General features: G+C 67.4%; 24 protein-coding genes. 15 read left to right on the forward strand and 9 right to left on the reverse strand.

Translation table 11 applies throughout. The annotated features are described in order from the left end of the window. The 4 genes from ACKN61_RS11200 (at window position 1) to aroQ (ending at window position 3,595) form a co-directional block, all read left to right on the forward strand. Complete coding sequence (locus ACKN61_RS11200; protein WP_408953508.1) at window positions 1-597, forward strand: molybdenum cofactor guanylyltransferase; 597 nt, start codon at window positions 1-3, stop codon at window positions 595-597. Window positions 598-624: 27 nt separating this feature from the next. Further along, window positions 625-1,836: a gephyrin-like molybdotransferase Glp gene (glp, locus tag ACKN61_RS11205; RefSeq protein WP_408953509.1), complete on the forward strand. Its 1,212-nt coding sequence runs from the start codon at window positions 625-627 to the stop codon at window positions 1,834-1,836. A gap of 78 nt (window positions 1,837-1,914) precedes the next feature. After that, window positions 1,915-3,051: a molybdopterin-synthase adenylyltransferase MoeB gene (gene moeB, locus ACKN61_RS11210; RefSeq protein WP_408953510.1), complete on the forward strand. Its 1,137-nt coding sequence runs from the start codon at window positions 1,915-1,917 to the stop codon at window positions 3,049-3,051. Further along, a complete protein-coding gene (gene aroQ / locus ACKN61_RS11215) occupies window positions 3,041-3,595 on the forward strand; it encodes a gamma subclass chorismate mutase AroQ (RefSeq protein ID WP_408953511.1) in 555 nt (184 codons plus the stop codon). The genes moeB and aroQ overlap by 11 nt, the downstream gene beginning before the upstream one ends. A gap of 3 nt (window positions 3,596-3,598) precedes the next feature. Here aroQ and ACKN61_RS11220 read toward each other — a convergent pair whose 3' ends face one another. After that, window positions 3,599-3,967 (reverse strand): RidA family protein, encoded by a 369-nt coding sequence (locus tag ACKN61_RS11220; protein ID WP_408953512.1) that lies wholly within the window; start codon window positions 3,965-3,967, stop codon window positions 3,599-3,601. Window positions 3,968-3,977: 10 nt separating this feature from the next. Further along, entirely contained in the window at window positions 3,978-4,775 is a 798-nt protein-coding gene (locus ACKN61_RS11225) for an alpha/beta hydrolase (protein WP_408953513.1), read from the reverse strand. Between the two features lie 257 nt (window positions 4,776-5,032). Between ACKN61_RS11225 and ACKN61_RS11230 the strand changes: the two genes are divergently transcribed. After that, entirely contained in the window at window positions 5,033-6,061 is a 1,029-nt protein-coding gene (locus tag ACKN61_RS11230) for a DUF2272 domain-containing protein (RefSeq protein WP_408953514.1), read from the forward strand. Window positions 6,062-6,295: 234 nt separating this feature from the next. On the opposite strand, the gene ACKN61_RS11235 is transcribed toward ACKN61_RS11230, so the two are convergent. Both ACKN61_RS11235 and ACKN61_RS11240 read right to left on the reverse strand, forming a co-directional pair. Next, complete coding sequence (locus ACKN61_RS11235; RefSeq protein ID WP_408953515.1) at window positions 6,296-6,742, reverse strand: hypothetical protein; 447 nt, start codon at window positions 6,740-6,742, stop codon at window positions 6,296-6,298. Between the two features lie 157 nt (window positions 6,743-6,899). Then, window positions 6,900-7,232: a DUF1244 domain-containing protein gene (locus ACKN61_RS11240; RefSeq protein ID WP_408953516.1), complete on the reverse strand. Its 333-nt coding sequence runs from the start codon at window positions 7,230-7,232 to the stop codon at window positions 6,900-6,902. A 90-nt stretch (window positions 7,233-7,322) separates the two neighbouring features. Here ACKN61_RS11240 and folD point away from each other — a divergent pair, with 90 nt between their 5' ends. From folD to ACKN61_RS11265, 5 genes are all read left to right on the forward strand, one after another. Next, on the forward strand, window positions 7,323-8,213 hold the full coding sequence (folD, locus tag ACKN61_RS11245) for a bifunctional methylenetetrahydrofolate dehydrogenase/methenyltetrahydrofolate cyclohydrolase FolD (RefSeq protein WP_408953517.1): 891 nt from the start codon (window positions 7,323-7,325) through the stop codon (window positions 8,211-8,213). Window positions 8,214-8,531: 318 nt separating this feature from the next. Beyond that, window positions 8,532-9,989 carry an IMP dehydrogenase gene (guaB, locus tag ACKN61_RS11250; RefSeq protein WP_031370694.1) on the forward strand — a complete coding sequence of 486 codons (1,458 nt, stop codon included), beginning with the start codon at window positions 8,532-8,534 and terminating at the stop codon, window positions 9,987-9,989. A gap of 118 nt (window positions 9,990-10,107) precedes the next feature. Beyond that, window positions 10,108-11,676, forward strand: coding sequence for a glutamine-hydrolyzing GMP synthase (guaA, locus tag ACKN61_RS11255; RefSeq protein WP_408953518.1), 1,569 nt, complete (start codon window positions 10,108-10,110; stop codon window positions 11,674-11,676). A 923-nt stretch (window positions 11,677-12,599) separates the two neighbouring features. Continuing rightward, window positions 12,600-12,758 (forward strand): hypothetical protein, encoded by a 159-nt coding sequence (locus ACKN61_RS11260; protein ID WP_408953519.1) that lies wholly within the window; start codon window positions 12,600-12,602, stop codon window positions 12,756-12,758. A gap of 481 nt (window positions 12,759-13,239) precedes the next feature. Beyond that, on the forward strand, window positions 13,240-13,458 hold the full coding sequence (locus ACKN61_RS11265) for a hypothetical protein (protein WP_408953520.1): 219 nt from the start codon (window positions 13,240-13,242) through the stop codon (window positions 13,456-13,458). A 19-nt stretch (window positions 13,459-13,477) separates the two neighbouring features. Here the strand turns inward: ACKN61_RS11265 and ACKN61_RS11270 are convergent, their stop codons facing one another. Next, window positions 13,478-14,134, reverse strand: a complete 657-nt coding sequence (locus ACKN61_RS11270) for a TetR/AcrR family transcriptional regulator (RefSeq protein ID WP_408953521.1) — start codon at window positions 14,132-14,134, stop codon at window positions 13,478-13,480. Between the two features lie 219 nt (window positions 14,135-14,353). On the opposite strand from ACKN61_RS11270, the gene ACKN61_RS11275 reads away from it, so the two are divergent. Together ACKN61_RS11275 and tadA are read left to right on the forward strand one after the other, a co-directional pair. Then, the gene (locus tag ACKN61_RS11275; protein WP_408953522.1) at window positions 14,354-14,869 is read left to right on the forward strand and encodes a DUF1993 family protein; all 516 of its coding nucleotides are present in this window, start codon (window positions 14,354-14,356) and stop codon (window positions 14,867-14,869) included. Window positions 14,870-15,001: 132 nt separating this feature from the next. Next, window positions 15,002-15,457, forward strand: coding sequence for a tRNA adenosine(34) deaminase TadA (gene tadA, locus ACKN61_RS11280; protein ID WP_408953804.1), 456 nt, complete (start codon window positions 15,002-15,004; stop codon window positions 15,455-15,457). 83 nt (window positions 15,458-15,540) lie between these two features. Here the strand turns inward: tadA and ACKN61_RS11285 are convergent, their stop codons facing one another. Together ACKN61_RS11285 and ACKN61_RS11290 are read right to left on the reverse strand one after the other, a co-directional pair. Next, window positions 15,541-16,026, reverse strand: a complete 486-nt coding sequence (locus ACKN61_RS11285) for a DUF2721 domain-containing protein (RefSeq protein ID WP_051884431.1) — start codon at window positions 16,024-16,026, stop codon at window positions 15,541-15,543. Between the two features lie 61 nt (window positions 16,027-16,087). After that, a complete protein-coding gene (locus ACKN61_RS11290) occupies window positions 16,088-16,576 on the reverse strand; it encodes a DUF2721 domain-containing protein (RefSeq protein WP_051884433.1) in 489 nt (162 codons plus the stop codon). A 65-nt stretch (window positions 16,577-16,641) separates the two neighbouring features. Here ACKN61_RS11290 and orn point away from each other — a divergent pair, with 65 nt between their 5' ends. Then, window positions 16,642-17,208, forward strand: a complete 567-nt coding sequence (gene orn, locus ACKN61_RS11295) for an oligoribonuclease (protein WP_031370702.1) — start codon at window positions 16,642-16,644, stop codon at window positions 17,206-17,208. A gap of 222 nt (window positions 17,209-17,430) precedes the next feature. Here the strand turns inward: orn and ACKN61_RS11300 are convergent, their stop codons facing one another. Continuing rightward, window positions 17,431-18,384 carry a mechanosensitive ion channel family protein gene (locus tag ACKN61_RS11300; protein WP_051884435.1) on the reverse strand — a complete coding sequence of 318 codons (954 nt, stop codon included), beginning with the start codon at window positions 18,382-18,384 and terminating at the stop codon, window positions 17,431-17,433. A 7-nt stretch (window positions 18,385-18,391) separates the two neighbouring features. Beyond that, entirely contained in the window at window positions 18,392-20,776 is a 2,385-nt protein-coding gene (gene ppsA / locus ACKN61_RS11305; RefSeq protein ID WP_408953523.1) for a phosphoenolpyruvate synthase, read from the reverse strand. A gap of 134 nt (window positions 20,777-20,910) precedes the next feature. On the opposite strand from ppsA, the gene ACKN61_RS11310 reads away from it, so the two are divergent. Both ACKN61_RS11310 and ACKN61_RS11315 read left to right on the forward strand, forming a co-directional pair. Next, window positions 20,911-21,732 (forward strand): pyruvate, water dikinase regulatory protein, encoded by an 822-nt coding sequence (locus ACKN61_RS11310; protein WP_408953524.1) that lies wholly within the window; start codon window positions 20,911-20,913, stop codon window positions 21,730-21,732. Between the two features lie 311 nt (window positions 21,733-22,043). Continuing rightward, window positions 22,044-22,580: a DUF1249 domain-containing protein gene (locus ACKN61_RS11315; protein WP_408953525.1), complete on the forward strand. Its 537-nt coding sequence runs from the start codon at window positions 22,044-22,046 to the stop codon at window positions 22,578-22,580. The last annotated feature ends 3 nt before the right edge of the window (window positions 22,581-22,583 follow it).

A 22,583-nucleotide genomic window follows, 5' to 3' on the forward strand; every position in this document is an offset into this window, starting at 1 on the left:
ATGCAGTGCATACGCGCCGACCTCAGCCTGGGTATCCTCGCTGGCGGCCGCGCCTCGCGCCTGGGCGGTATCGACAAGGCCTGGCTTCGCCGCGACGGCGAAGCGCAGGTGCTGCGCCTGGCGCGTGTGTATCGAGAGCAGGCCGCACAGGTGTGGGTCAGCGCCAATCGCGACCTCGCGCGCTATCGGGGCCATGGCTTGCAGGCGGTGAGCGATTCCACGCCCGACCTCGGGCCGCTCGGCGGCCTCGCGGCCCTGGCCGCGGCCTGTACCACGCCCTGGTTGTTCACGCTGCCGGTCGATGCGGTCGCGCTCGACGGGCGACTGTTGCCGGCGCTGATCGAAGCGCAGGACGGGCAGGGCGCCTATGCGGTCGACGACGATGGCGTGCAGCCCTTGTTCGCCTTGTGGCCTGTAGCGGCCCTGCGCACGGCCTTGGCCCAGGCCTTCGCGCAACGGCGCCTGGCGGTGCGCGAGTTGCAGGCCGGACTCGGCATGGCGGCGCTGCGCCTGGATGGCCTACGCTTCGGCAACCTCAACAGCCCCGAGGATCTGCTTGCCCACGGTTTCGTCGCCGACGACGCGCCGGGCCGCTGATCCGCCCCTCCCTGCGAGCGATACCCCATGAGCGATTTCCCGAGCGGCCTGTTGTTCGACGAGGCGATGGCGATCGTCGCCGAAGTCGCCGCCGCGCACCGGCTCGAAACCGAAACCTTGGCTTTGTCGCGTTGCCACGGACGCGTGCTCGCCAGCGACGTCGATGCGCCGCTGTCCTTGCCGCCGTTCGACAACAGCGCGATGGACGGCTTCGCCTTTCGCCATGCCGACCTGACCGGCGAGCAGACCGTACTGAGGTTGATCGGCGAGCAGTTCGCCGGCCTCGACGGCGCTTGGTCGCTCGGCGCCGGCGAATGCCTGCGCATCACCACCGGCGCGCCGCTGCCGGCCGGCGCCGATACGGTCGCGATCAAGGAGAACGTCGTCGTCGACGGCGAGCGGGTGAGCGTGCCGCGCGTCGCGCTGGGCCAGAACGTGCGCTACGCCGGCGAAGACGTGCGCGAAGGCGAACGCGTCCTGCACGCTGGACAATTGCTGACTCCGGCGCGGGTGTCGCTGGCGGCCTCGCTCGGCCTGTCCTCGTTGCGGGTGCGGCGCAAGCCGACCGTGGCGGTGTTCACCAGCGGCGATGAGCTGGTCGAGCCCGGCATGAGCCTGCAGCCGGGGCAGATCTACGACAGCAACCGCGATCTGTTGATGGGGCTGTTGCGCGCCGACGGCCTGGAGCCGACTGCGTGGCCGCGCCTGCCCGACGACCCGAAACAGGTCGAGATCGCCCTGCGCGATGCCGCCTGCGCCTTCGATCTGGTGTTCACCTGCGGCGCGGTGTCGGCCGGCGAAAAGGACCATATCCCGGCGGTGCTGCGCGAGTTCGGCCGCATCCACCTGTGGAAGGTGAAGATGCGCCCGGGCATGCCGCTGCTGTTCGGCAGCATGGACCAGGCGCGCATGCTGGGGCTGCCCGGCAACCCGGTCTCGGTGATGGCGACCTACATGACCTTCGGCCGTGCCCTCATCGACGGCCTGCAAGGCCGCAGCGAGGCGCGCCCGCGTTTCCGCGCGCGCCTGGTCGGCTCGATCGACAAGACCCATCCGCGCCGCGAATTCATCCGCGCGCGGTTGTTCAGCGACGACCAGGGCGTGCTGCGGGTCGACCCGAACCCGGCCACCGGTTCGCACCGTTTGCGCGCCGCGGCCGATTCCGATGCCCTGATGGTGGTGGCGGAAGGGCCGCAGGCGCTGGCCGAGGGGGCGGTGATGGAGGTCCTGCCGTACTGACGGCCGGCGCAACACAGCATCGCCGCAGGCGCGACCGATCCGCCTGCGCGCGAGCATCCGAAAGCGGATAATCCGCGCATGAGCATCGAACAGATTTCCCCGGCGCAGGCGCGCCGGCGGCAACAGGCCGGCGCGGTCCTGATCGACGTGCGCGAGGCCCACGAACGTGCCGGCGGCCAGGCCGAACACGCGCGCGGTATCGCCAAGGACGCGCTCGAATCCGAGCCCACGGCGTTCTTGCCCGACCGCGACACCGAGATCCTGCTGATCTGCCAATCCGGCGCGCGTTCGTTGCGCGCCGCGCAAACCTTGATCGAAGCCGGCTATGCGCGCGTGGCCTCGGTCGAGGGCGGCACTTCGCGATGGATCGCCGAGCGCTTGCCGCTCGCGGTGCTGGAGCAGTCCGACGAAGAGCGCGATTTCTACGACCGCTATTCGCGCCATCTGCGCTTGCCCGAAGTCGGCGAGGCCGGGCAGCGCAAGCTGCAGGCCGCGCGCGTGGCGATGGTCGGCGCCGGCGGCCTCGGCTCGCCGGCGGCGTTCTATCTCGCCGCGGCCGGCATCGGCACCCTGGTGCTCGCCGACGACGACGTGGTCGATCGCAGCAACTTGCAGCGGCAGATCCTGCACACCGAGGACCGCATCGGCGTGTCCAAGGTCGAATCGGCGCGGATCGCGCTGGCGGCCTTGAACCCGCGCGTACGCGTGGAAACTTTCGCCGAGCGCATCGGCGCCGACAACGTCGAGCGGCTGATCGAGGGGGCCGACGTGGTCTTCGACGGCGCCGACAATTTTCCGGTGCGCTATCTGCTCAACGATGCCTGCGTGAAACTGGCCAAGCCTCTGGTCTACGGCGCGATCCATCGCTTCGAAGGGCAGGTCAGCGTGTTCGACGCCGGCCGTCGGCGCGGCGTGCGTCCCTGTTATCGCTGCCTGTTCCCCGAGCCGCCGCCGCCGGAAGCGGCGCCGAACTGCGCCGAGGCCGGCGTGCTCGGCGTGTTGCCGGGCGTGGTCGGGCTGGTCCAGGCCACCGAAGTCATCAAGTTGATCCTCGGGCTGGGCGAATCCCTGGCCGGGCGCCTGCTGCATTTCGACGCCCTGGGCATGCGCTTCCGCGAAACCCGGCTGGCGCCCGACCCGGACTGTCCGGTGTGCGCGGCGGGTCGCGAGTTCCCGGGTTACATCGACTATCAGGCGTTTTGCAGTGCGCACTGAGCTCGCCGCGATCGCCCTGGTCCTGGCGGCGTGTTCGGGCGCCGTCGGCGCGAAGCAACCGACCCTGCCGGCCTTGACCCGCTTGGCCGAGCTCAGCGCCCAACGCCTGCTGCTCGCCGATACGGTGGCGGCGAGCAAGCGCCAGTCCGGCAAGCCGGTCGAGGACGCCGCACGCGAGAGCGAGCAACTCGAACGCCTCGGCGCGCAAGCCGCCGCGCATGGCCTGACCCAGGCCCAGGCCACGGCGTTCTTCAAGGCGCAGATGGAAGCCAACAAACTGATCCAGTACCGCTTGCTGGCCGAGCCCCGTTTCGTGCGTCGAGCGTCCGCCGCGGTCGACCTGGGACCGGTGCGCGAGCGCCTGGACCGTATCAACGTCGAGCTGTTGGATACGCTCGCACCGGCCGTGCGCGAAGCGCAAGGCGAGGGCTGCGTGGTGCGCGCCGACCGCGCGCAGCGGCTGGCGGCGCGGCGTCATCGACTGGATGCCTTGCACCGCACCGCGCTGGTACGGGCCTTCGGCGATCTGTGCCGGATGCCGTAAGGCTCAGTCGGCTGCGATCGCCTCGATCTCGACCAGCCAGCCTTCTTCGTACAGACCGGTGATGATCACGGTCAGCGCCGGCGAATGTTCGCCGAGCAGCTCGTGGCGAATCTCGTAGTTGCGTTGGCGATGGCGGCGATCGGTCAGAAAGGTCGTGACCTTGACCAGATGGCTGTAGTCCATGCCGGCAGCCGCCAATTGGCGCGCGACATTGGCCCAGGCCTGGCGGCATTGGCCGTCGAAATCGTCTGCGAGCGCGCCGTCGTCGCTTTGCGGAATCTGGCCGCTGACGAACAGCATCCGCTTGAAGTCGCCGATCTCGTACGCCTGTGCGTACGAGACCGCGGTCGGGTGAATGGCGCGTCGCTGCATGGCCGCGTCCTCAGTCCATGAACTCGCGCAGCGAGTCGCCGTAGGCCGGGTAGGTGCCGATGTTGTGGTGATCGGCGCCTTCCAGTTGCACCACGTCGACGCCTTGCGGCCGGGTCTGCAGCGAATGGATCAGGCGTTGGGTGTTCGGCGCCGGAATCACGTCGTCGGCGGTCGCGCGCACCACCAGGACCGGGCCGAAATAGCTGCGCAGGTGGGTCACCGAGTCGTAGCGGTCCTTGACCAGCCAACGCGTCGGCAGCCAGCGGTAGTGCGCCTGCGCGGTCTCGCGCAGGCTGTCGAACGGCGTCACCAGCGCCAGGCGTTCGACCGGGCGATGGCCGGCCACGTAGCTGGCGACGCCGCTGCCGAGACTGCGGCCGACGATGGCGACCGGCTGCCCCGGGTGTTCGCGCGCGACCTGATCGAACACCGCCAGCGCATCGGCGAACAGCGCCGATTCCTCGGGGCGGCCGTCGCTGGCGCCGAAACCGCGGTACGAGATCAGGTAAATGGTGCGGTCGGGAAACCACTGCGCCAGGGACTCGCGCATGTTCTCGATGCGTTCGGCGTTGCCGCCGAAATAGATCAGCGCCTTGCCCTGACCGGAATTAAGCCGCCAACCGCGCAGCACGACGCTGCCGTGCTTGACCGTGTAGTCGGTCATCGCCGCGCCCAGGCGCGTGTTCTGCGGGAAATACAGCAAATCGCGCTGCTTGAAGTAGAGCCAGCCGCAGACGCTGAGATAACCGGCCGCGGCGACGCCGGCGAGCATGGTGAAGGACTGGAGCAGACGCGGATTACGAGCCATCGATGCGGAGCCTTCCAAGGCGGGCAAGGGAGCGCGGGCGTTGGATTGCGCGCGCGCGGTGCGATCCGGAGGACGATAACCCGCGGCGTCGGTTTCTCGCCAGCGCTGCCGCTATCACACGACTTGCACAGACGATCCATAGGCTGGGCAAGGGCGGCCGATTGATCGATCATGCCGCCACCCCACGCGGCGTCGTCGTTCGACGGACCGTACCGTCGTTTCGCCGTGCCGCACGGCACCGCCTTGGAGAAGTGCCGATGTTCCGTTCGCTCGTGTTCGCCTGTCTGTGGCTGTCGGCGGGCGCCGCCGTCGCCGCCGATGCCTGTCCGGCATTGCGCGGGCAGACCGCGGCGCCGGATGCGGCGACCCGCATCGCCGCGGCCGCCTGCACCGAGAACCTGCAGTGGTTCCGCCCCTTCATCGACGTGCAGGGGCGGCTGGCCAGCGCGACCCTCAGCGAAGCCGAGACCAGCCGGCTCGAGGACGGCGCCACCGAGACCTGGCGCCGCACCGTCAGTTACTGGCGCGATACCGGCCTGCTGCAGCGCATGGCCGGTTTCGCCGGCGCCAACCAATGCAGCGATCCCTACGGCGGCAGCTATCCGGCGGTCGCCTGCCGCGCCTTCCTGGTCGACAACCCCTGGTCGGCGGCGTTCGTGTCTTACGTGATGATGAAAGCCGCGGTCCCGGGGTTCCGGCCGTCGGCCAGCCATTACGACTATGTCCGCGATGCCTACCGCACGCCCGACCAGAGTCCGTTCCAATACCTGGACCCGAGCACCGCGCGCCCGGCAGCGGGCGACCTGCTGTGCGCGGTGCGTTCGGGCAACCGCGTCTACGGCTACGAAGGCCTGGTTGCCGCGCTCGATGGCGCCAGCGGCGCGCTCAACATGCATTGCGACATCGTCGTTGCGGTCAATCCCAACAACGACGGCAAGGCCTATCTGATCGGCGGCAACGTCCAGCAGGGCGCGACGATGCGGATCATGGCGGTCAACCGCAACGGCGAATTCTGGCCCTTGCCGCGTCGCAGCGAGACCCAGGTCGAGTGTTCGCCCGACACGGCTTCGGCCTGCGACATGAACAAGTTGGACTGGGCGGCACTGCTGAAGCTCAAGCCCGAGGCCTCGCTGGCCCAGCTCGCGCCTGCGATTCCCTTGTATGCCCCGCAGATGGCGCCGCCGGCGTCGACCCCGCAGGGCTGCTGCGTGCAATGCGTGGTGGGCTCGGGCGTGCCGCGTTGCCCGAATCCGAATGCGCCCGGGGTGCGGCCGCAGCAGCAATAAGCGCCAATGCCCCTATAGGAGCGGCGTGAGCCGCGACCGCGGGGCTCCAAGTCGGCGCGGTCTATTTCTTTGTCACGGCCTTGGCTGTTGCTGTTGCTGTGCGCAGCTTCGCACTAGCGAAGGCGATAGAAGACCCGGAGGGCGGCGCGCAAGGATGCGCGCCGTTTTTCATCGGGACAGGGATGTCCCGTATGAAAAAGCCCCGCGTATGCACCGCTCGCGCGGGCTTGTGATTCAAAGCAAAAGCATTTTTCTTTGGTGACTTTCTTTTGTTGCTTTAGACAAAAGAAAGTTACCCGCCGCTTTAGTGGCGGAAGCTTTTATCGTTTGATCTTGCTTGTATGAAAGCCACAAGCAAGTGCAGAGCTTCCGTCCGCTACGCGGCCGGGTTACTTTCTTTTGCTGGCCCAAAAGAAAAGTAACCAAAGAAAAGGGCTCTCCTTGCAAGGGCACAGGCCACGAGTGCGATGCCGGCGCCGGGATTTTTCGATAAGACGTCCCTGTCTTATCGAAAAACGGCGCACGTCCTGTGCGCCGCCCTCCGGGTCTCCATTGGACCGGTAAAGCGGCAAAGCAGATCAAAATCTCTGCAACTGCAACTGCAACTGCAACTGCAACGACGACGCCGCTCTTGGGTAGGCGCGGCGCAAGCCGCGACCAAACGAAGAGGTTTAATGCCACGTCGCTGTCCGAAGCCCTGCTGCGCAGTGCGGAGCCGGAAAGTCTCGGCCCCGGTCATTGCGCTTGCGTTCGTCGCTTCGTTTGGTCGCGGCTTGCGCCGCTCCTACCCCTAAAGGCAACGCCGCCCAAGCCGGCGGCCCGGAGCCGCCGATCGGGATCAGCCGTGCTGCTTCTGCGCGGCCTCGAATGCGGCCAACTGCTCCGGGGTGGTGTCCTTCTGATGCTGGGCCTTCCACTGCGCGAACGGCATGCCGTACACGGCCTCGCGGGCTTCGTCCTTGCTCATGGCGATGCCGCGCGCGTCGGCGGCTTCGCGGTACCAGTCGGCCAGGCAGTTGCGGCAGAAGCCGGCCAGGATCATCAGGTCGATGTTCTGCACGTCGCTGCGCTCGTGCATCAGGTGGGCGATCAGGCGCCGGAAGGCGGCCGCCTCGATCGCCAGGGTTTCGTGGTCCTGAGGGGGATGGTCGGGGGGCAGGGTGTGGCTCATGGCGGCGCTCGCGGTGACCCGGCAAAAAACGCGGGTGGGAATAGGGGATAATGCGCGGCCTCGACTCTACCGCAGCGCATCCGACCTCGCATGACGTCCACACCCCATTCGGCGCATCCGGCCCGCATCCTCGACGGCAAGCGCATCGCCGAGGATCTGCTCGACAATCTCAAGGCCCAGGTCGATGCGCGCATCGTCGCGGGCCAGTCGCGGCCGGGTCTGGCAGTGGTGCTGGTCGGCAACGACCCGGCGTCCAGCGTCTACGTGCGCAATAAGCGCCGCGCCGCGCAGAAGGTCGGGATCCGCGCGATCGACTACGACCTGCCGGCCGATACCAGCGACGAGCAGTTGCTGGCCCTGATCGACCGTTTGAACGCCGATCCCGAGGTCCACGGCATCCTGGTCCAGCTGCCGCTGCCGGACCGCCGCGACGCCACCGCATTGATCCACCGCATCGACCCGCGCAAGGACGTCGACGGCTTCCACCCGGAAAACGTCGGCCACCTGGTCCTGCGCCAGTTCGGCCTGCGCCCGTGCACGCCGCGCGGCATCACCACCTTGCTGGGCTATACCGACCGCCCGGTGCGCGGGCAGAGCGCGACCATCGTCGGGGTCAGCAATCATGTCGGCCGGCCGATGGCGCTGGAGCTGATGATCGCCGGCTGCACCGTCACCAGCTGCCACAAATTCACCCCGCCGCAGGTCCTGGAGGCCTCGGTGCGCGGCGCCGACATCCTGGTGGTCGCGGTCGGGCGTCCGCAGCTGATCCCGGGCGAATGGGTCAAGCCGGGCGCGGTGGTCATCGACGTAGGCATCAACCGGCTCGACGACGGCCGCCTGGTCGGCGACGTCGGCTTCGATGCCGCGGCCCAGCGCGCCAGCTGGATCACCCCGGTGCCGGGCGGGGTCGGGCCGATGACGGTCGCGACCCTGATGCAGAACACCCTGGAAGCGGCCGAGGCCGCCGATAAGGTCGGTTGAAGGCACTGCTTCGCAGGCACCGGACGGGCCGGAGCTCCACTCCAAGGCGTCATTCCCACGAAGGCGGGAATCCAGAGACTTCAGCTGGCGGTTTCCGGAGGCCTGCAGTCGAAACGGCCGGACCTTAGTGGTTCTTGCTCGAGAGCCCTGGATTCCGCCTGCGCGGGAATGACGGTTGCAGACCGCCTCGCCCGGTCTCAAGCGAGGCTTAATGGCCACCTTCCCCCCACCCGCAGAACGCCTCTTTCTGCTGGCGCAGCGGGCAGGCAGGGGGTGTTTCGGGTTAGAATGGCGCGCTTCATCCTCCCGGGCCCGCCCATGCTGCGCATCCAGGCTGAAGCGCTTACTTACGACGATGTGTCCCTCGTCCCCGCGCATTCGATCGTCCTGCCTAAGGACGTAAACCTCTCGACCCGCCTGACCCGCGACCTGTCGATCCGCCTGCCGATCCTGTCGGCGGCGATGGACACCGTCAGCGAGGCCCGCCTCGCGATCGCGTTGGCCCAGCTCGGCGGCATCAGCATCATCCACAAGAACATGAGCCTGGAAGCGCAGGCCGCGCAGGTCGCCCAGGTCAAGAAGTTCGAGGCTGGGGTGATCCGCGAGCCGTTCACCGTCGGTCCGGAAACGACCATCGGCGAAGTGCTCAAGCTGACCCGTGCGCGCAACATCTCCGGCGTGCCGGTGGTCGACGGCGGCCAGTTGGTCGGCATCGTCACCAGCCGCGACATGCGATTCGAGACCAAGCTCGACGACCCGGTGCGCCACATCATGACCAAGCGCGACCGCTTGATCACGGTGCAGGAAGGCGCCAGCGACGACGAAGTGCTGCAACTGCTGCACCGTCACCGCATCGAGAAGATCCTGGTGGTCAACGACGGCTTCGAGCTGCGCGGCCTGATCACGGTCAAGGACATCCAGAAGAAGACCGACAACCCCAACGCCGCCAAGGACAGCGCCGAACGGCTGCTGGTCGGCGCGGCGGTCGGCGTCGGCGGCGACACCGAAGCGCGCGTCGAAGCCCTGGCCGCGGCCGGCGTCGACGTGGTCGTGGTCGATACCGCCCATGGCCATTCGCAGGGCGTGCTCGACCGGGTCAAGTGGGTCAAGACCCGATTCCCGCAGTTGCAGGTCATCGGCGGCAACATCGTCACCGGCGACGCCGCATTGGCGCTGATGGATCACGGCGCGGACGCGGTCAAGGTCGGCGTCGGCCCCGGTTCGATCTGCACCACGCGCGTGGTCGCCGGCGTCGGCGTGCCCCAGGTCACCGCGGTGGCGATGGTCGCCGAGGCCCTGCAGGACCGCATCCCGCTGATCGCCGACGGCGGCATCCGCTATTCGGGCGACATCGGCAAGGCGCTGGTCGCCGGCGCCTCCACGGTGATGGTCGGCGGCCTGTTCGCCGGCACCGAAGAAGCCCCGGGCGATATCGAACTGTTCCAGGGCCGCAGCTACAAGAGCTATCGCGGCATGGGCAGCCTCGGCGCGATGGAGCAGGGCTCCAAGGACCGCTATTTCCAGGACGCTTCCGACGCCGACAAGCTCGTGCCCGAAGGCATCGAAGGCCGCGTGCCGTACCGCGGCCCGCTGCACGGCGTGGTGCACCAGTTGGCCGGCGGTCTGCGCGCGACCATGGGTTACGTCGGCTGCGCGACCATCGAGGACATGCGCAAGAAGCCCAGCTTCGTGCGCATCACCAACGCCGGTGCGCGCGAAAGCCACGTCCACGATGTGCAGATCACCAAGGAACCGCCGAACTATCGCGCCGGCTGATGCCGGCGCGCGGGATTCGGGAGTAGGGATTAGGGATTTGTCGTAATCCGCTCGTATCGCCGCCGCTTCGCTTTGGCTTTAACCGAATCCCGAATCCCCCCTCCCGAATCCCGGCACCATGACCGACATCCATAGCGACAAGATCCTGATCCTCGACTTCGGCGCGCAGTACACCCAGCTGATCGCCCGCCGCATCCGCGAACTCGGCGTGTACTGCGAAATCTGGGCCTGGGACCACGATCCGGCCGAAATCGCCGCGTACGGCGCCAAGGGCATCATTCTTTCCGGCGGCCCCGAATCGACCACCGAGCACGGCTCGCCGCGCGCGCCGCAGCAGGTCTTCGACGCCGGTCTGCCGATCCTCGGCATCTGCTACGGCATGCAGACCATGGCCAAGCAGCTCGGCGGCGACACCGAGGCCGCCGACCAACGCGAATTCGGCCATGCCGAAGTGTCGCTGGTCGCGCACTGCCGTTTGTTCGACGGCCTGAAGGATCACCCGGGTTCGCCGCCGCGCCTGGATGTGTGGATGAGCCACGGCGACCACGTCTCCAAGGCCCCGGACGGCTTTACCGTCACCGCCAAGACCGACCGCATCCCGGTCGCCGCCTTCGCCGACGACGCGCGCCGCTGGTACGGCGTGCAGTTCCATCCCGAGGTTACCCACACCAAGCAGGGCCAGACCCTGCTGCGCCGCTTCGTGGTCGACATCTGCGGCTGCCAGACCCTGTGGACGGCCGCGCACATCATCGAAGACCAGATCGAGCGCGTGCGCGCCCTGGTCGGCAGCGACGAGGTCATCCTCGGCCTGTCCGGCGGTGTCGATTCCTCGGTCGTGGCCGCACTGTTGCACAAGGCGATCGGCGACCAGCTGACCTGCGTCTTCGTCGACACCGGCCTGCTGCGCTACAACGAAGGCGACCAGGTCATGGCGATGTTCGCCGAGCACATGGGCGTCAAGGTCGTGCGCGTCAACGCCGCCGACCGCTACTTCGACAAGCTCGCCGGCGTCAGCGACCCGGAAGCCAAGCGCAAGATCATCGGCAACCTGTTCGTCGACATCTTCGACGAAGAGTCGAACAAGCTCGCCAATGCCAAGTGGCTGGCGCAGGGCACGATCTACCCCGACGTGATCGAGTCGGCCGGCAGCAAGACCGGCAAGGCCCACGTCATCAAGAGCCATCACAACGTCGGCGGCCTGCCCGAGCACATGAAGCTCGGCCTGGTCGAGCCGCTGCGCGAGCTGTTCAAGGACGAAGTGCGCCGCCTCGGCGTCGAACTCGGCCTGCCGCGCGAGATGGTCTATCGCCATCCGTTCCCGGGCCCGGGCCTGGGCGTGCGCATCCTCGGCGAAGTGAAGCGCGAATACGCCGATCTGCTGGCCAAGGCCGACCACATTTTCATCGACGAACTGCGCAAGGCCGGCCTGTACGACAAGACCAGCCAGGCCTTCGCGGTGTTCCTGCCGGTGAAATCGGTCGGCGTGGTCGGCGACGCGCGCGCCTACGAGTGGGTGATCGCGCTGCGCGCGGTCGAGACCATCGACTTCATGACCGCGCATTGGGCGCACCTGCCGTACGATTTCCTCGGCACGGTCTCCAACCGCATCATCAACGAACTGCGCGGCGTCTCGCGCGTGGTCTACGACATCAGCGGCAAGCCGCCGGCGACGATCGAGTGGGAATGAGTCGTCGCTGAGTCCGTCGGGGCCGTCGCCCCGACGACCGGGGTCTTGCCGCAAGCGCGGCAAGGTCCCGACGCGGTCTTATCGGTCGAGGCATGCGCGGGCCACGTCCGCGCCGGCTGGGTAAAGCCGAGTCGACTCTTGCAGGAACGGGTGGCGTTGGCCGCAGTTCGCGCATCTTCCTGTTTACTCCCAACCTGTTTACTCCCAAGAGCGTCTCGAAGAGAGCGGCAGCGAAGCATCGTGCCGGCGCCTGCCGTTCGGTTTCTAAGCGGCTGTCCGAGCGCGAGCCATCCTATCGGCGACGCATCAACCCAAGCTTTGATAGTGCTGCCTTCCGACGCTGGCGTCGGGGCAGGCAGCCCGCGCCCATTCCCGAGTGCGGTTGTGTGATTCGCAACGCGTTTCCGCGGGCCTGACGCCGCTAGGGTGCGAACGGCATCCGGGTATCGGCCCGGGCCGCCAGGGGACACAAGGATGTCCGCACCCGCTTGGATGGGCTGCCTCATTACCGTCGTGTTTCGCGAAGCCGACGCGCGGCCGGGGTGGTCGTCGCGCCGCCGCGAACCGCCATGTTCCTGTTTTCGGGCGCCGGCGCCGACCGGGCCCGCAGCTGGTCTGTCCGCCATTGAATCTTCGACATCGCCGGTCTGCACGACCGATGCGCATGAGCGTCATCCGCCTGCTCAGGGCTTGAAGACTGTTGCGACGAAGCGCGTGCCGCCGTTGGTGCGCGCTCGCTCCGTCGAGGAGCGAGGCGAGCAAGCACTGCGAAATACGAGCTCGCGACGGCGAAACGCCGCATCGCGGGACCGATTGGCTGCGGAAGGAGTCGCGGCGAACCCGCGCTGGACGGCATCCGCCGTCGGCGTCCGAGACGGCGGGGAAGGAGAGCTCCGGTCGTCCCATCACCATAGGAGAAGGCGATGAATAGGAAGTCCCGTACCAAGGTATTGCTGGCCTGCTTCGCGTTCGGCTTGGGTCTCAGTGTCAGCCTCAGCGCGTTCGCGCGGCCCTGCTGCAGCAGCTGCGACCCGGACGATCCGGATTCGCGTTGCTGGGCGATCTGCACGCCGGGCTGCTGATTCCGGCACAGGGAAGGGGCGGGTTCACCGCCCCTTCCTTCGATCCACGAGGACCGCGGCTTTGGCCGCTGTTCGCAGCCGATGCCGGCCTCGGCAAGCGAAGCTCCCCACCACAGATCCCAGAGCCGAGCCCGGCGCACTCGCCGGCGCCGCCGAGTGCCTGCGACACCCAGTCACGTCCGATGGATAACTGCGTCTCGGATCATGACATCGCCGCAGTGGCGTCTTCGATTTAGGACAAAGCCAGTCCGGAATGGGGCGTAGTTTCGCCGCATGACGATGTGTCCCGGGGCCCCGATTCGGGCGGCTCACGGGCATCCGTTTGCGCGCAGAAGCCGGGTACGTCGAGCCGCCTTTCGCGTTTGCGCGTGATCGCTGTCGATTTTGGAGTGCTCGACTCGTCGTTTCTTCAGTGCCGGCCGATCCAGGCAACCGCCGTGGCCGACCTGCATGAGGAACGACCTTGATAAGGAGAGGTTCGATGTCGAGATATCTGCCGGTGGTGGCGGCCTTGCTGGCCTTGCCGCATCTGATCGCGGCCGCGTCTGCGCGGACCGAATCGGATGCGGCGCGCAGCGAACATGCGATCGAGCTGGAACGGGCCCGCTGCGACGCGCTTTACCGGAAACACCCCGTGGCGACACCCAGAAAGACCGCGAAGCCAATCGTGGCCTCGCCGCGATCGCTCGGTGCGCACTGAGCGCGCCAGCGCGCTTGCTTCAGGCTGAGGGCCAGGCGCGCATCGCGATGCGCACGACCTGCGCCAGCTGCGCCGTCGTCGCACCGTCGCGTGCCTGGATCGACAGGCCCTGGGTCAGGGCGGTGAGGAACTTGGCCAACGCTGCCGCATCGGTATCGGCCGGCAAGTCGCCCACGCGCATACCGCGTTCGATGCGCAGCAGGAATTGGCTCTCGAGCGCGCTGCGATAGCGCGCGAGCTCTTCGCGCAGTTCGGCCGGCAGGCCGCCGGCCTCGGCCGCGATCAACATGCAGCCGGAGCGCTGTTCGGACTCGACGAAACTCTGCCCGATCGCCTCGAAGAAGGCCTCGAAGGCCTGGCGTGTGCTCATGCTTTCGTCGGCGAGCACGCTTCCGCCGTTGCAGCGGTAGCCGTCGATGTAGCGGGCGATGGCGGCGCGGAACAATTGCTCCTTGCTGCCGAACGCGGCGTACAGGCTGGGGGCGGCGATGCCCATCGCGGCGGTGAGCTCGCTCAGCGACGTCGCTTCGTAACCCTGGCACCAGAACAAGCGCATCGCCGTTTCCAAGGCCTGCTCGCGGTCGAACACCCGCGGCCGGCCGCGTGGGCGGGGCGCTTGCTTGCAGCTGTCCGAGGCCTCGGCGAGGGGCTCGGGTTTCGCAACGGGTATTTCCATAGCGATCGATAATAAAATCGTTGACCCGGCCGGGGCAAGCGGCCAGAATCCCGCTCGCATTCCTTAGCGGTCGCTACATTAAGCTTCCGGCCGGGGATCGCCACCGCTTATGTGGCGCGAGCTGGCGCCGTGCAGTCGGTTCCGATCCATCCGCAAGCAGCTCACCGGCGCGCCGTCCGACGGCGGCGCGTTCGCCACCACGCCACCCAGAGAATCCCCATGAATCTATCCTTGTACGACATCTCGGTACCGAGCCTGTTGCGCGGTCTCGACACGCTCTCGCACTTGCTCGACAAGGGTGCGGCGCATGCGCAGGAGCAGGGCATCGAGGTCGGGCAGTTGCTGGGCGGCCGTCTCGCCCCCGACATGTACACGCTGACCCGCCAGGTGCAGGCGGCCAGCGATGCGGCCAAGTTCGGCGCCGCGCGCCTGGGCGGCATCGCGCCGCCGAGCTTCCCCGATACCGAAACCACCCTGGACGAGCTGCGCGAGCGTATCGCCCGCACCCAGGAGTTCGTACGCAGCGTGCCGCGCGAGAGCATCGAGGGCCAGGAGCAGCGCGAGATCGTGATCCGTCCGCCCAACGCACCGGAGCTCAAGTTCGTCGCCGCCGACTACATCCGCTTCTTCGTGCTGCCGAACTTCTATTTCCACCTGACCACCGCCTACGGGATCCTGCGTCACCAGGGCGTGGCCCTGCGCAAGCCGGACTTCCTCGCCGCCGGCTCGATCTGAGCCGCAGCGACCCCGCACGCAGGCGCACCGGCACGGCCGGTGCGCCGCCGCCGCGCGTCGGCGATAATCGCCGCTTTCCACGAGCGGGACCCGCGCCGAGTGAGCGAGCTGGCCGACATCGACGAACGCTGGATGCGGCATGCGCTGGCGCTGGCCGAACGCGCCGAACGCGAAGACGACGAAATCCCGGTCGGGGCGGTGTTGGTCTCGGCCGGCGGCGAGGTGCTCGGAGAGGGCTGGAACCGCAACATCGGCAGCCACGACCCCAGCGCGCACGCCGAGATCGTCGCCCTGCGCGAAGGCGGCCGGCGGCTCGCCAATCACCGTCTGATCGGCACGACCCTGTACGTGACCCTGGAGCCTTGCGCGATGTGCGCGATGGCGATGGTGCATGCGCGCGTTGCGCGCGTGGTGTTCGGCGCCGGCGACCCCAAGACCGGCGCGGCCGGCAGCGTGTTCGACCTGTTGACCGATCCGCGCCACAACCATCGCATCGAGGTGCGCGGCGGGGTGCTCGGCGAAGAGGCCGGCGCGCGTCTGACCGCGTATTTCCGCCGCAAGCGCGGCAAGCCGATCGCAGGGGCGTAGCTCGCATCCAGCGAGTTTCTGGCGCGGGCCGGGTAAACGCCGACTTGTGCGAGGCCTTCGCTCTCAACGCGTGTCGTCGCGCATCAGCGCCGCTTCTGGCGCCCGTTGTCGCGGTCGAATTCGCGCTTCACTTCGGCATCGAGCATGCTCACGCTCATGCGCGCTTCCCGGCCCATGTTGATCGACGCGGCGAGTACCAATAGCACGCCGCACATCGCCAGGCCGGTCGGCACGCCGCGCAGCCGGTAGTCGGTGAACTGGTCGATGCCGATCGCCAGGCTGGTGGCGACGAAGGCGGTCATGGCGCCGTACAGCAACTGCAGGCAGATCAGGATCAGGCGCACGCGTCGGCGGTGCAGGATGATGCGCGCTTCCAGATAATCGCGGGCCTGCTCGTCGACGGTGTCTTCGAGCTGGTTCAGTTGCTGGCGCATGCGGTCGACCACGCGCGCCAGGCGGTTGTTCGAGGACACCAGCAGCGAGGCGGTGGCGGTCAGGAAGAACGCCGGCGTGATCATCGCCGAGACCACGGTGTAATGGCTGCTCAGTTGCAGCAGAGGGTCGGCCATGACGGGCTCCAGGATCGATGCGCGCGAAACCCGATGATGCCGCAAGCCGGGCCGCAGCGGTTCATGCGCGCGGCTTGGACCAGCGCTTCATCGCGGTGATGTGGCCGTGGTCCATTTCCTCGTTGACCGCCTCGACCGCCAGCGAGGATTCGCGCGCGAGCAGCAGGCTGGCGGCGAACATCGCCAGCACCCCGAGCGCGGCGAGGATCGTCGGCACCGCGCCGAGCCGGTAGCCGAGGAAGGCGTCGCCGGCCACGCTCAGGCTGGTGCCGACGAAGAAGCTGATCGCGGTGTAGAGCAACTGGCTGCCGCGCAGGATGATCTTGCTGCGCTTCTTCTGGCGCAGGATGTGGCGTTCGAGCTGGTCGCGCTCCTCGGCGTCCTCGGTCTCGGCCAGTTCCTTCAGCAGGACCCGGGCGCGGTCGATCACCCGCGCCAGGCGGTTGTTGGCCGACAGCAGCAGCGAGGCGGTCGCGGTCAGGAAGAACGCGGGGGCCAGCATCGCGGTGAGGATCGCGTAGTGGGCGAAAGAGGCGGCGTTCTGGCTCATTGCGGTACGGCAGCGGGGAAGGGGGCTGGGCTATCATGCCGCGACACGGGCACGACGGCGAGGCTATGAGCGACAAGACAGGGCAGGAGCACCGGCTGATCTGGATCGATCTGGAGATGACCGGGCTGGATACCGACCGCGATTCGATCCTGGAAATCGCCACCGTCGTCACCGATGCGCAGCTGCAGGTCCTGGCCGAGGGGCCGGAACTGGCCATCGCCCATCCGCTCGAACGCCTGCAGGCGATGGACGAGTGGAACCGCCATCAGCACGGCAAGTCCGGCCTGTGGAAGCGCGTGCTCGAACAGGGCGTGGCGATGGAAGAGGCCGAAACCCGGACCCTGGAATTCCTCGCCCAGTGGGTGTCGCCGAACACCTCGCCGATCTGCGGCAATTCGATCTGCCAGGACCGCCGTTTCCTGCACCGTTGCATGCCGCGGCTGGAGAAGTACTTCCACTATCGCAACCTCGACGTCAGCACGATCAAGGAGCTGGCGCGGCGCTGGGCCCCGGACGTGCTGGCCGGGTTGAGCAAGGACAGCAAACACACCGCCCTGAGCGACGTCATGGACTCGATCGCCGAGCTCAAGCATTACCGCGCGGCGATGGGCAAGTTGGGCGGCTTGGGCTGAGGCTGCCCTGACACCGCGCGGCCTTTTGTAGGAGCGGCGTAAGCCGCGACCAACCGAAGAGGCCGAATACCACGCCATCGTCCGAAAGTCCGCTGCCCGCCGGTCCAGGCCCGGATATCGGGGCTTCGGTTCCTGGCGCTTGCGTACACCATTTCGGTTGGTCGCGGCTTACGCCGCTCCTACCCTAAGGCACCGCCTCGGGGATCGGCGAAGCGGCTGCGGTCAAGCCTTCGGCTTGACCACCGGCTGGGCCACATCGCCGTCGTCGGCGATGGCCTTGGTCAGCACTTCGGTCAGCGGGCGGCCGTCGGCGTCGTGGTGATACACGTGCAGATCGCGCTGCGGGTAGGGGATGTTGAGGCCCTTGCCGATCAGCTCGTTGCGGATGCCCTCGACCAGGTCGCTCTTGGTCCGCATCAGGTTCGCGGTCTTGACCCAGGAGCGCAGCTCCAGGTTGACGCTGCTCTCGGCCAGGGCCGTCACCAACACTTCCGGCGCCGGGTCCTGCAGCACGTTCGGATGCGCGGTGGCCAAGGCCAGCAGGGTTTCCTTGGCGACCTTGAGGTCGTCGTCGTAGCCCACGCCGACGGTCAGGTCGATGCGGCGCTTGGGGTTGGCGGTGAAGTTGATGATCGCCGCGGTGGTGATCAGGCTGTTCGGCAGCACGATCACGCGGTTGTCGATGGTGCGCAGGCGGGTCTGGAACACGCGGATCTGTTCGACCGTGCCCTCGATGCCGGCGGCCTGGACATGGTCGCCGGCCCGGAACGGGCGCAGCACGATCAGCATCACGCCCGAGGCGATGTTGGACAGCGAGTCCTTCAGCGCCAGGCCGATGGCCAGGCCGGCGGCGCCGAGCACGGCGAGCACCGAGGTCATCGGCACGCCGAGCTGCTGCAGGGCCGCGACCGCGACGATCACGATCATCGCCGCGTAGGCGATGTTGCGCAGGAAGCCACGCAGGGTGACTTCCATGTTGGCGCGGGTCATGACCCGCTCCAACGCGCGCGACAGCCACTTGGCCAGCCACAGGCCGATCAGCAGGATCGCCAGGGCGCTGATCAGGACCAGGCCCTTGGTCTGCGCCCAGGCGAGCAGCTTGTCGATGTCGAAGCCGGCCTCAAGCCCCAGCAGGGACTTGGGGACCAGCGCCTGCACCGCGTCCTTTTCCGTCATCGTGCGCTCAGGCCTGGGCCTTGGCTTTCGCCTTGGCCAGACGCAGCCAAGTGTCGACCACGGTGTCCGGGTTCAGCGATACCGACTCGATGCCCTGATCCATCAGCCATTCGGCCAGGTCGGGGTGATCGCTCGGGCCCTGGCCGCAGATGCCGACGTACTTGCCCTTGGCGCGCGCCGCCGAGATCGCCATCGCCAGCAGCTTCTTGACCGCCGGATCGCGTTCGTCGAACAGGTGGGCGACGATCGCCGAGTCGCGGTCCAGGCCCAGGCTGAGCTGGGTCAGGTCGTTGGAGCCGATCGAGAAGCCGTCGAAGATCTCGAGGAACTCGTCGGCCAGCAAGGCGTTCGAGGGCACCTCGCACATCATGATGATCTTCAGGCCATTCTCGCCCTTGCGCAGGCCGTTCTTCTCGAGCACTTCCAGCACGCGGCGGCCCTCGTCGAGGGTGCGCACGAACGGGATCATGATCCAGCAGTTGGTCAGGCCCATTTCCTCGCGCACCTTCAACACCGCCTGGCATTCCAGGGCGAAGGCGTCGGAGAAGCTCGGATCGACGTAACGGCTGGCGCCGCGGAAGCCGATCATCGGGTTCTCTTCGTGCGGTTCGTAGCGGGTGCCGCCGATCAGGTTGGCGTATTCGTTCGACTTGAAGTCCGACAGGCGCACGATCACCGGATGCGGCGCGAACGATGCGGTGATGGTGGCGATGCCTTCGGCCAGGCGGTCGACGTAGAACTGCACCGGGTCGTTGCCGTAGCCGGCGATCTTGGCGTCGATCTTCTTCTTGGTATCGGCGTCCTGCGAGGCGTATTCGAGCAGCGCCTTGGGATGGATGCCGATGTGGCTGGCGATGATCATCTCCAGGCGCGCCAGACCGACGCCGGCGTTCGGCAGCATCGCGAAATCGAACGCGCGCTCCGGGTTGGCGACGTTCATCATCACCTTGAGCGGCGCCGGCGGCATCTTGTCGAGGTCGGCGACGTGCCGCTCGAAGGGCAAGCTGCCGTCGTAGATGAAACCGGTGTCGCCTTCGGCGCAGCTGACCGTGACGACCTGGCCGTCCTTGATCGTCTCCAGGCCGTTGCTGGTGCCGACGACCGCCGGCACGCCGAGTTCGCGGGCGATGATCGCCGCGTGGCAGGTGCGGCCGCCGCGGTTGGTCACGATCGCCGCGGCGCGCTTCATCACCGGCTCCCAATCGGGGTCGGTCATGTCGGCGACGAGCACGTCGCCCGGCTGCACGCGGCTCATGTCGTCGAGGTTACGCACCACGCGCGCCACGCCGCTGCCGATCTTCTGGCCGATGGCGCGGCCTTCGGTGATGATCTCGCCGCGCTTTTCGAGCTGGTAGCGCTCGATCTGGGTGGCCTTGCCGCGCGACTTCACCGTCTCCGGACGCGCCTGGACGATGAACAGCTTGCCGCTGACGCCGTCCTTCGCCCACTCCACGTCCATCGGACGGCCGTAATGCTTTTCGATGACCAGCGCCTGCTTGGCGAGCTCGTGCACGTCGGCATCGTTGATCGAGAACGTCGCGCGCAGTTCGGCCGGGGTGTTCTCGGTGCGCACGCGCTCGCCGGGCTGGTCGGAATAGACCATGCGCAGCTGCTTGGCGCCGACCGAGCGGCGCAGGATCGCCGGCTTGCCCTGTTGCAGAGTGGGCTTGTAGACGTAGAACTCGTCGGGGTTGACCGCGCCTTGCACCACCATCTCGCCCAGGCCGTAGCTGGAAGTGATGAAGACCACGTCGCGGAAGCCCGACTCGGTGTCGAGGGTGAACAACACGCCGGAGGCGCCGACGTCGGAGCGCACCATCAACTGCACGCCGGCCGACAGGAACACGTCCTCGTGCTTGAAGCCGTGGTGCACGCGATAAGCGATCGCGCGGTCGTTGTAGAGGCTGGCGAAGACTTCCTTGACCTTGCGCACCACGTCGTCTTCGCCGGTGACGTTCAGGAAGGTTTCCTGCTGGCCGGCGAAGGACGCGTCGGGAAGGTCTTCGGCGGTGGCCGAGGAGCGCACCGCGACGGCGACGTCGCCGCCGCCGTTCTCGTTACAGAGCTTGCGGTAGGCGGTGCGGATGTCCTGGTCGAGATCGTCCTGCAGCGGCGACTCGATGACCCAGCCGCGGATCTCGGCGCCGGCGGCGTTCAGCGCCGGCACGTCTTCCACGTCCAGCGTCGCCAGCTTGTCGAAGATGCGCTGGTGCAGGTTGTTATGGGCGATGAAGGCCTTGAAGGCTTCCGAGGTGGTGGCGTAGCCGCCTGGCACCGATACGCCGAGGTTGGCGAGGTTGCCGATCATCTCGCCGAGCGAAGAATTCTTGCCGCCTACGCGGGCGAGATCGTTGAGGCGTAACGCGTGCAGCCAGAGGATGTTCTCGTTCAAGACACACAATCTCCGAGGGGGGAGGACACGTCAGGGGCGCGGCCAAGCGGCTATGATCGCCCGGGCGTCGGGTGCATACAAGCTTGATCCGACGGGCTTTTTCGTATTGGTGCAGCTTCGAGACGGGGTGGGCGATGGCAGGAACAAGACCGGTTTTCTACGTTTCCGACGGTACCGGCATCACCGCCGAGACCATCGGTCACAGTTTGCTGACCCAGTTCACCGAGACCCGGTTCGTCACCGATCGCATCGCTTTCGTGGACAGCGTCGAGCGCGCCCAGGACGCCGCGGCCAAGATCCGCGAGGCCGCGGTGGTCCACGGGGTGCGGCCGGTGGTGATCAATTCCTGCATGGACGGGGAGGTCGGCGCGGCCCTGGCCGAGAGCGGGGCCCTGATGCTGGACGTATTCGCGCCGTTCATAGAACCGCTGGAGCGCGAGCTGCACGAGACCCGCCAGCGCCGGGTCGGCCAAGCCCACGGCATCGCCGACTTCGAGACCTACCACCGCCGCATCAACGCGATGAATTTCGCCCTGACCCACGACGACGGGGCCAGCGTCGACTACGCCGAGGCCGACCTGATCCTGGTCGCGGTATCCCGGGCCGGCAAGACCCCGACCTGCGTTTATCTGGCGCTGCATTACGGCGTGCGCGCGGCCAACTATCCGCTGACCGAGGAAGACCTCGAGCACGACCGCCTGCCGCCGCGCCTGCGGCCCTACCGCAACAAGCTGTTCGGCCTGACCATCGATCCGATCCGGCTGCAGCAGATTCGCCAGGAGCGACGGCCGAACTCGCGCTACGCCCAGTTCGAGACCTGCAAGCGCGAGGTCGCCGCGGCCGAGATGATGTTCCGGGCCGAGCGCATCCCGACCCTGAGCACCACCCACACCTCGATCGAGGAAATCTCGAGCAAGGTGCTGACCACCCTGGGCATCCATCGCGAAATGTTCTGAGCACGGACCTGCGCCGCGCCGCCGTGCGCGGCGCGGGTGCGGACGCGCGAATGCGCGAGCACGGATGGGGCAGGGCGGGCCCTGAATGCGATGCGGAGCAGGGAAGGCGGCGAGGCGATGGCTCGCGGATGAGCGCATGAACCGGGGCGTAGGACCACGCGCCGCAGTGGGGTTCGGGGCTTGAATTCCGGAGCGCGTTCCCCAGCGTGTTTCCGGTCCCGTTCGCCTTGGCGAAGAGCCTACAAATTAAGGCTTTTTCGCCATTGCGTCAATGCTGCCGCGCGCTGCGCAAGGCGTGTAGGATCGCGAACATGAGCACCGCCGCCTCCCGCTTCGCGCGCCTTCCCAAACTCAGCCGTTTCGGCTGGTTGATGGGCTTGTACGCGGAGAATCACGATCGTCTGTCGCGCCTGTTTTCTCCGGCCGAGCTCGCGCGCGGCGTGTACCTGTCCGATGTCGGCGACGGCCTCGACCTGCGCCTGGACGTGATCGAGCAGCATCGCTATACGACCGAAATGCGCTTGACGTATGCGCTGCAGGACCCCCTGACCGGCGAGCCCGACCCTTCCGCGTATCTGCGCCTGTATCACGACGCGCACCAGGTCGAAGCCACCCATTGCTATGTCGGCCGGCGCTGGCAGGACGTCATCGGCATGTACCCGCCGCCGGCGGAGGTGATCGGCCACCGCATGCGCATGAATACTTTTTTAGGAAAGTGGCTCGAGTATCTAGCGGAACGGGGTCATGGCATGGCAACATTGCGCCCGGTCGAACACGACCCCGCGCAGCCCGATCCATTCGGCCCAGGCGACGCGGGACCGGGAAAAAATTTAGCGATGAATGCTTGACGA

Origin of the sequence: Lysobacter sp. Hz25 (assembly GCF_046097045.1) — a bacterium.
In the GTDB taxonomy this organism is placed as follows: Bacteria; Pseudomonadota; Gammaproteobacteria; order Xanthomonadales; family Xanthomonadaceae; genus Lysobacter; species Lysobacter antibioticus_B.

What these genes read in the sequence shown, in the direction of transcription:
- ACKN61_RS11200 (WP_408953508.1), top strand. Translation starts at nt 1, where the DNA reads ATGCAGTGCATACGCGCCGACCTCAGCCTGGGTATCCTCGCTGGCGGC.
- glp (WP_408953509.1), top strand. Translation starts at nt 625, where the DNA reads ATGAGCGATTTCCCGAGCGGCCTGTTGTTCGACGAGGCGATGGCGATC.
- moeB (WP_408953510.1), top strand. Translation starts at nt 1,915, where the DNA reads ATGAGCATCGAACAGATTTCCCCGGCGCAGGCGCGCCGGCGGCAACAG.
- ACKN61_RS11220 (WP_408953512.1), bottom strand. Translation starts at nt 3,967, where the DNA reads ATGCAGCGACGCGCCATTCACCCGACCGCGGTCTCGTACGCACAGGCG.
- ACKN61_RS11225 (WP_408953513.1), bottom strand. Translation starts at nt 4,775, where the DNA reads ATGGCTCGTAATCCGCGTCTGCTCCAGTCCTTCACCATGCTCGCCGGC.
- ACKN61_RS11230 (WP_408953514.1), top strand. Translation starts at nt 5,033, where the DNA reads ATGTTCCGTTCGCTCGTGTTCGCCTGTCTGTGGCTGTCGGCGGGCGCC.
- ACKN61_RS11240 (WP_408953516.1), bottom strand. Translation starts at nt 7,232, where the DNA reads ATGAGCCACACCCTGCCCCCCGACCATCCCCCTCAGGACCACGAAACC.
- folD (WP_408953517.1), top strand. Translation starts at nt 7,323, where the DNA reads ATGACGTCCACACCCCATTCGGCGCATCCGGCCCGCATCCTCGACGGC.
- guaB (WP_031370694.1), top strand. Translation starts at nt 8,532, where the DNA reads ATGCTGCGCATCCAGGCTGAAGCGCTTACTTACGACGATGTGTCCCTC.
- guaA (WP_408953518.1), top strand. Translation starts at nt 10,108, where the DNA reads ATGACCGACATCCATAGCGACAAGATCCTGATCCTCGACTTCGGCGCG.
- ACKN61_RS11260 (WP_408953519.1), top strand. Translation starts at nt 12,600, where the DNA reads ATGAATAGGAAGTCCCGTACCAAGGTATTGCTGGCCTGCTTCGCGTTC.
- ACKN61_RS11265 (WP_408953520.1), top strand. Translation starts at nt 13,240, where the DNA reads ATGTCGAGATATCTGCCGGTGGTGGCGGCCTTGCTGGCCTTGCCGCAT.
- ACKN61_RS11270 (WP_408953521.1), bottom strand. Translation starts at nt 14,134, where the DNA reads ATGGAAATACCCGTTGCGAAACCCGAGCCCCTCGCCGAGGCCTCGGAC.
- ACKN61_RS11275 (WP_408953522.1), top strand. Translation starts at nt 14,354, where the DNA reads ATGAATCTATCCTTGTACGACATCTCGGTACCGAGCCTGTTGCGCGGT.
- tadA (WP_408953804.1), top strand. Translation starts at nt 15,002, where the DNA reads ATGCGGCATGCGCTGGCGCTGGCCGAACGCGCCGAACGCGAAGACGAC.
- ACKN61_RS11285 (WP_051884431.1), bottom strand. Translation starts at nt 16,026, where the DNA reads ATGGCCGACCCTCTGCTGCAACTGAGCAGCCATTACACCGTGGTCTCG.
- ACKN61_RS11290 (WP_051884433.1), bottom strand. Translation starts at nt 16,576, where the DNA reads ATGAGCCAGAACGCCGCCTCTTTCGCCCACTACGCGATCCTCACCGCG.
- orn (WP_031370702.1), top strand. Translation starts at nt 16,642, where the DNA reads ATGAGCGACAAGACAGGGCAGGAGCACCGGCTGATCTGGATCGATCTG.
- ACKN61_RS11300 (WP_051884435.1), bottom strand. Translation starts at nt 18,384, where the DNA reads ATGACGGAAAAGGACGCGGTGCAGGCGCTGGTCCCCAAGTCCCTGCTG.
- ACKN61_RS11310 (WP_408953524.1), top strand. Translation starts at nt 20,911, where the DNA reads ATGGCAGGAACAAGACCGGTTTTCTACGTTTCCGACGGTACCGGCATC.
- ACKN61_RS11315 (WP_408953525.1), top strand. Translation starts at nt 22,044, where the DNA reads ATGAGCACCGCCGCCTCCCGCTTCGCGCGCCTTCCCAAACTCAGCCGT.